We start from the raw sequence: 7,654 nt of genomic DNA, 5'->3' as shown, positions 1-7,654 counted from the left end.
GGCTACATGATATTAGGGTTTGGGGTGATTGCATTTATTATTTGGACAGGCGCTTCTCGAAGCGCGGCTACATGATATTAGGGTTTGGGGTGATTGCATTTATTATTTGGACAGGCGCTTCTCGAAGCGCGGCTACATGACATTATGGCTTTGGGGTGATTCAATTTATTATTTGGACAGGGCTAGGGGTTAGGTCACTTGGGATGATCAATCAAACAGGATACAAGAAATCTACGAGATAGACTGTCTAAGCAACAGGGTGGCCTTTTCAGCAGACAAGGGTTTAGAGAAAAAATAACCTTGTCCATCTTCAGACCCCAAGGATTTAAGTTCTGCCAGTTGTTCAGGGGTTTCTACCCCTTCTGCGGTGACATCCATTCCCAAACCGTGGGCTAAAGTTACGATCGCCTGAATGATTTCCAAATTTTTACCTTCGGTGCCGATCCGTTGCACAAATGATTTATCAATCTTCAAGGTATCAATTGGAAACTCAGCTAAATGAGAGAGGGAAGAATAGCCAGTTCCGAAGTCATCTAAGGATAAATGAATGTTTCGTTCTTTAAGTTGCCAGAGGGTTTGATTGGCGGCTTGGGTATCTTCAATCAGGACACTTTCGGTAATTTCCAGCTTTAAGAAAGCCGGATTGAGACCTGTTTCTTGGAGGATGCGATCGATGTCTTCAACTAAATCCGGTTGGAGAAATTGTTTGCCGGATAAATTGACGCTCATTTTTAAGACCCCAGCTTTACGGAGCGAGGGAAATCGGGTTTGCCATTCCACGAGTTGTTGACAAGCTTCCCGCAGGACTAAGATGCCTAAGGGGACAATTGAGCCCGTTTCTTCTGCCAGGGGAATAAATTCGCCAGGGGGAATAAAGCCTCGTTGAGGGTGATGCCAGCGCAGCAATGCTTCAAATCCGACGATTTTACCGTCGAATAGAGATACGATGGGTTGATAGGCGAGTTTAAGAGAGGTTTGATTGAGGCTGTCGGCTTCATGGAGTTCTCGGCGCAAATCATTTTCTAACCGTAAGAGTTCCACAGCCCGGTCATGCATTGCCTTATCAAAGATAGCAGTGCGAGCTTTGCCACTGCGTTTGGCGTGATACATGGCGATATCTGCGTTCCGGAGTAAATCGGCGCTGACTTCATGCTCGATGGAACTGAGGGCGATGCCGATGGTAACGGTAATAAAGACGGCGTGTCCTTCAAAGGTAAAGGGTGCTTTAAGTTGTTGATGGATTTTTTCTGCAAAGTCGCTAACCTCTTCAATGCCTTGGACATCTTCTAAGAGGATGACATAATGATCGCCCCCGAGACGGGCAATTGTATTTTGAGAATTTAGACAGCGTTCTAGGCGGAAGGCGATCGCAATTAAGAGCATATCCCCGACAGCATGACCTAAGCTATCATTGACTCGTTTAAATCGGTCAATATCGATAAATAAAACCCCGATTTGCCGATCGCTTTGCAGATTGTTGCGGGCGCTGGCTTCCCGGAGTCGTTCCATTAAAAAGGCACGGTTCGGCAGTCCGGTTAAGGGGTCATAATAGGCTTGATGAATCAGTTCTTCTTCCGCCCGCTTCCGCTCGCTGATGTCGGTTTGAACCCCAATATAGTGGGTAATTACCCCCCGTTCGTTTTCCACGGGAGACAGACTCAGTTCATTCCAAAATAATGTCTCATCTTTGCGATAATTGCGTAAGGTGACTTTGCAATCTTGTCCGTTGCGAATGGCCTTTCGCAATTCTTGTAATGCCGGTTGATGGCGATCGCGACCTTGTAGGAATCGGCAGTTGCGTCCCGTGGCTTCGGTGTAGGAATACCCGGTCATTTTTTCAAAACTGGGATTGACGTAAACCACGGCATTATCTTTGTTATACTCGGAGATAACGATGCCATTACTACTGGCGGCGATCGCTCTTTCAAAGAGTCGCAGGCGTTCTTCTTGTTCTTTGCGCTCCGTGACATCCCGGGAATTGAGCACAAATCCCGTAATTCCCGGTTCCTGAAGCAGGTTGCTGCCCACAGACTCTAGGGTAACCCATTTCCCACTGGCATGAAGAAAGCGAAATTCACTCTCAACCACCCCGCCTCGTTGTTCCAAGGCTTGGGTAAAAAGAGTATAAATCCCCTCTTTGTCTTCGGGGTGAATGTAGTTAAACCCATTGTCACCGATTAAATCTTGGGGTTTATAGCCGAGAATTCTTTCCACCGATGGACTTTGATACCGAATCGTTCCATCTTCTTCTAAAATGGTAATAATATCCGATGAATTCTGGACTAAAGAGCGAAAGCGTTTTTCACTTTTAGCCAGGGCTTCTACGGCATTTTTCTGTTCGGTAATATTAAAGGCACTCAGGCAAATTCCAATAATCTGATTTCTTTCATCAAAAATAGGCTGCCCGTTAATTTCAAACCAGTATTCAGTTCCCGTATTTCCCAAGATTTTCTGCTGGACTTGTACGGGCATTCCTTGGAGGCAATGATAAAAGCTTTGGTTGAAGAGTTTCAACCCAGTATTCGAGACATATTGGTAGGCAAAATCTCCGGGCTGAATTGTTTTATCCCATAAGGTTTTAACGGTTTCCCTGGCCGTCTTATTAACATCTTTAATTTTATAATTGCGGTCAATTAAAACAATAGATTGAGCGGATGAATTGAAAATTGCCCTTAAATTAGCTTCGGATTCAATTAAGGCCGCCTGAGTTTGCTTACGTTCCGTCACGTCGGTCAGGGTTTCGATTAACCGCACGACTTGGCCGGTACTGTCGCAGAGGACTTCTCCTTTACTGACAATCCAGCGGATAGAGTCGGTTTGACCATGCAGGATCCGATATTCACTTTCGTAGTTCGTTTTAGCGGCGATCGCCTGCACAATTGTGCTTTGGACCAAAGGCCGGTCTTCCGGTTGAATGGTCTTAATATAACTACCAATGGTGGGGTTATAGCTGACCTTTTCCACCCCTAAAATGGCGTGAACTTCATCAGACCAGGTAACAATTCCTGACTGCAAATCCCACTCCCAAACTCCCATTTTGGCCGCTTTAAACGCAGCCAACAATCGCCCTTCACTCTGCTGCAATGCCCGTTGTGTGCGCTGGCGATCGAGTTCGGCAGCGGCTTGTCCCGCAAATATACTCAAGACCAATTGGGCGCGGTGAACGTCGATTAATGGGCGATCGTCGAATCCACACATTAACCCGATCGGTTTGCCATGCATATCCACCAATCGGACTCCCAAGTAGCTGCAAGCTTCTAGCTTACCCAGGGGGTTCCCTAGAGACAGGTGCGACTTAAAATCATCGGCAATCCAGTCAGTTCCACATTGCAGGACTTTGGCCCAAGGGGTCCCGGCGATCGGATATTCCAGTTCGCACAATTGCTCATTCAAGCTCGAACCCGTCAGTTCGCCTCCCTCCCAGAATGCCCGAACTTTCACCACAGAAGCTTTGTTCCCAACTACTTCTCCAATGAAGACGTAGCGCATTCCCAACAATGACCCAAGATAGCAAGCCAAGGCGGGGAAAAACTGCTCTCCCGTCACCGGGGCTTTTTCGTTGTCCAGGGATTGTAGGATGTTCTCGACTTCCTTGAACTCGCTAATGTCTTTGAAGGTTTGAAAGTACAGCAAATCCTTTCCCACTGTCAATGCCTCAATGGACACACTCACCCATAAGGGTGTGCCATTGGCTTTCTTCGCCACCAGTTCATAGTTCTTGATGACCCCTTGAAGTTGGAGGGTATCGAGGAGTTTTTTTCTTTCCGTTAAGTTATAATAAAAACAGTCTTGGTGGCGATTAATCGGCTCAGTGCCTCTAAAGCCGAAAAGCTCCCGAAAGCAATCATTAACATAGACAATCTTGCCATCGGTAGAATTGGTCAAGGCGATCGGCACAGAAATCCGTTCGGCGATCGCCTCAAACAGACAGTTGGTCCCGCAAATCTCTAGGGAGACGGGTAAATCACTGGAAATAGACCCGTCCGGGTTGATGTAACTCAGGGTAGCTTCCTCCTTGACCCTTTGGCGTTCTAACTCCTGCTGTTCCTGCTCTTCATTGCTCCATTCTATCTCTTCATTATGTTCCACTAAGCTCATCCACACTCCTTCCCTCTCGTTGGGAAACTCTCGGCCCATCTCATTTAAAAAATTGTATGAACATTTTTTAATTAATCTTAATATTCTGTGGCCCTTTTGTAAAACAGTTTTAATTAAAATTCATTCAAGCCCATCGGCTCGGCAGACAGAACTTGTGCCAATACTTAACAAAAAAGCCCGTTCCTCGGGCCACAAGACAGTTCACCGGCTCTTTGTTGATGAAAACCCCGGTTACCCTTCAAGCCTCTGTACCTAGATTACCCTGATGAAGCTAATCACTCCCATGCCTCTTCCTTGCGGGTTAAACATAGCGCTCAATAGCCCTGAAATCATTAGAGTGATGCAAAAAATCGGGTCCTAACGAGATGAAATGTTAACCGCCTAACCGGGCTAACGCTCCTAAAGCGCTGGTTGAGGTCGGTAGATGCGGGTGGAGAGTTCAGTTGTCCCAGTCATTGTAAGAGGTATCCAAAAAAATTAAGGATTGTACATAAATCTTTACAGCCAGAACGACTGCCCCATAAGCTTTTGGGATGTCACCCGGTCCCTAGGGGCCGGACGAACAACTTCTCCCCTCCCCCCAGCAACAATCCCTCATCCTGTCAAAGTGCCTACTGAATCTAACCCATTCCTACACTAAAATTAGCGATACCGTTAGAGGAGACACCTGCAATGCTAGAATCCTACCGTCAACAGGCCGCATCGAGGTCCAGTCAAGGCATTCCGCCCCTGCCCTTAGATGCCCAGCAAACCTCAGAACTCTGTGAACTGCTGAAAAATCCCCCAACTGGAGAAGAAGAAACCCTCCTGCACCTGCTGCGCGATCGCATCCCCCCCGGAGTGGATCAGGCTGCCTACGTCAAAGCTGGCTTCCTCACCGCCATTGCCAAAGGCGAAGTCACCTCTCCCCTGATTTCCCCCTTGGAGGCGATCGAACTCCTCGGCACCATGTTGGGCGGCTATAATGTCCAATCCTTAATCGATCTGCTGCAATCCGGCGACAACACCATCGCCCAAGCTGCTGCTGATGCCCTCAAGAAAACCCTGCTGGTGTTTGATGCCATGCATGATGTCCTGGAGTTGTCCGAAACCAACCCTTATGCCAAGCAGGCGATCGACTCCTGGGCGAATGCCGAATGGTTTACCTCTCGCCCTCCCGTCCCTGAAACAATCACCGTCACCGTCTTCAAAGTCCCCGGGGAAACCAACACCGACGACTTGTCCCCCGCCTCTCATGCCACCACGCGCCCAGATATTCCCCTGCACGCCCTAGCGATGTTAGAATCCCGCATGGACGGGGCGCTAGAAACCTTAGCGGAAATCAAGGGCAAAGGACATCCTGTCGCCTATGTGGGGGATGTGGTGGGAACCGGGTCCTCCCGTAAATCGGCGATTAACTCCGTCTTGTGGCATATCGGCAATGATATCCCCTGCGTTCCCAATAAACGGGCTGGGGGCTATATCCTAGGGGGTGCGATCGCCCCGATTTTCTTCAACACTGCCGAAGACTCCGGTGCATTGCCCATCGAGTGCGACGTCACCAACCTGGAAACCGGCATGGTGATTACCATCCATCCCTACAAAGGACAAATCACCAACGAAGCGGGAGAGGTGATTTCCACTTTCACCCTCAAACCGAACACCATCCTGGATGAAGTGCGCGCGGGGGGACGGATTCCCCTGATTGTCGGGCGATCGCTGACGGACAAAACCCGCAAGGCGACTGGACTCGACATCAGCCCCATCTTCACCCGTCCCGAAATCCCCACCGACTCCGGCAAAGGCTTCACCCTTGCCCAAAAAATGGTCGGACAAGCCTGCGGCGTCTCAGGCGTCCGTCCGGGCACCGCCTGCGAACCCCTAATGACCACCGTTGGTTCCCAGGATACCACCGGACCCATGACCCGCGACGAACTCAAAGAACTCGCCTGTCTCGGCTTCTCCGCCGATTTAGTCATGCAGAGTTTCTGTCATACCGCCGCCTATCCCAAACCCGTGGATATCACCACCCAAAAAGAACTCCCCGACTTCTTTTCCACCCGAGGCGGCGTGGCATTACGTCCCGGAGATGGCATCATCCACTCCTGGCTAAACCGGATGCTACTCCCGGATACCGTCGGCACCGGAGGCGACTCTCACACCCGTTTCCCCCTGGGAATCTCCTTCCCCGCAGGTTCCGGCTTAGTCGCCTTTGCGGCGGCTTTAGGCGTCATGCCTTTAGATATGCCGGAATCGGTGTTAGTGCGGTTTAAAGGGGAATTGCAACCCGGTGTTACCCTGCGGGATATTGTCAATGCCATTCCTTATGTTGCCATCCAAAAAGGATTGCTCACTGTCGAGAAACAGAACAAAAAGAATGTGTTTTCTGGGCGGATTATGGAAATGGAAGGCTTACCGGATTTGAAAGTAGAACAAGCCTTTGAACTCACCGACGCCACCGCAGAACGCTCCTGTGCCGGTTCTACTATTAAACTGAGTGAGGAAACCGTCGCCGAATACCTGCGATCGAACGTGACGCTGTTAAAAAATATGGCCGCCCGAGGCTATCAAGACCCTCGCACCATCCTGCGCCGAGTCGCCAAAATGGAGCAATGGTTAGAGAATCCCCAACTCATGTCTGCGGATGCCGATGCCGAGTATGTGGAAACCCTAGAAATCGACTTGAACGAGATTAAAGAACCGATTGTTGCTGCACCCAATGACCCGGACAACATTAAATTAATGTCCGAATGTGCCGGAGATAAAATTGATGAAGTCTTCATCGGGTCCTGCATGACCAATATCGGCCATTATCGCGCTGCTGCCAAAGTATTAGAAGGAGCAGGATTAGTCAAGGTCCGCCTGTGGATTTGTCCTCCCACCCGGATGGATGAAGAACAGTTAAAAGCTGAGGGCATTTACAACATTTTTGCAGCCGCCAATGCCCGGACTGAGATGCCCGGTTGTAGCCTTTGCATGGGCAACCAAGCCCGAGTTGACGATGGCGCAACGGTGTTTTCTACCTCGACGCGCAATTTCAATAATCGCATGGGCAAAGATGCGCGAGTGTATCTCGGTTCAGCGGAATTAGCAGCAGTTTGTGCCTTACTCGGACGGATTCCCACGGTGGAAGAATATCAAGCAATTGTCACGGAGAAAATCAATCCCTTTGCTGATGATTTGTATCGGTATTTGAACTTTGACCAAATCCAAGGATTTGAGGATGAAGGTCGAGTTATTCCGTTGGAAGAGTTGCCCAAGATTGAGGATATTTTGGGAATGCCTGTCGGCGCGGGTAAATAACTGCACGCCCAGACTGTAGCGGTTCCCGGATTCATGAGGTACAGATATCTAGGGAAGCTTGATGCTCCTACGGACTAGATCCATATCCTGTCTTTACTTTCCCGGTTTGGGAAACGCTATCAGTTAGAGGTTCAGGGACTAAAACTCTACCGTGAGTTAAGGGAACTCCAAAAAATAAAATCTCCAAAACGTTCGTTCGTATGACGGATCAACGGAGTAGCCCCCTCAATGTAGGGGCGCAATGCTTGCGCCCTCCGGAGGGCGCAAGCATTGC

2 protein-coding genes are annotated in these 7,654 nt (G+C 49.3%); one reads left to right on the top strand and one right to left on the bottom strand.

The window, feature by feature from the left end:
- Positions 1–231: 231 nt before the first annotated feature.
- Positions 232–4,098 carry a PAS domain S-box protein gene (locus tag NG833_RS29240; protein ID WP_254568783.1) on the bottom strand — a complete coding sequence of 1,289 codons (3,867 nt, stop codon included), beginning with the start codon at positions 4,096–4,098 and terminating at the stop codon, positions 232–234.
- A gap of 672 nt (positions 4,099–4,770) precedes the next feature.
- Here NG833_RS29240 and acnB point away from each other — a divergent pair.
- On the top strand, positions 4,771–7,380 hold the full coding sequence (acnB, locus tag NG833_RS29235) for a bifunctional aconitate hydratase 2/2-methylisocitrate dehydratase (RefSeq protein ID WP_254568782.1): 2,610 nt from the start codon (positions 4,771–4,773) through the stop codon (positions 7,378–7,380).
- Positions 7,381–7,654: the final 274 nt, after the last annotated feature.

Origin of the sequence: Oscillatoria sp. HE19RPO (assembly GCF_024220515.1) — a bacterium.
Lineage (GTDB): Bacteria > Cyanobacteriota > Cyanobacteriia > Cyanobacteriales > Laspinemataceae > Laspinema.
This window is presented reverse-complemented; position numbering and strand designations above follow the sequence as displayed.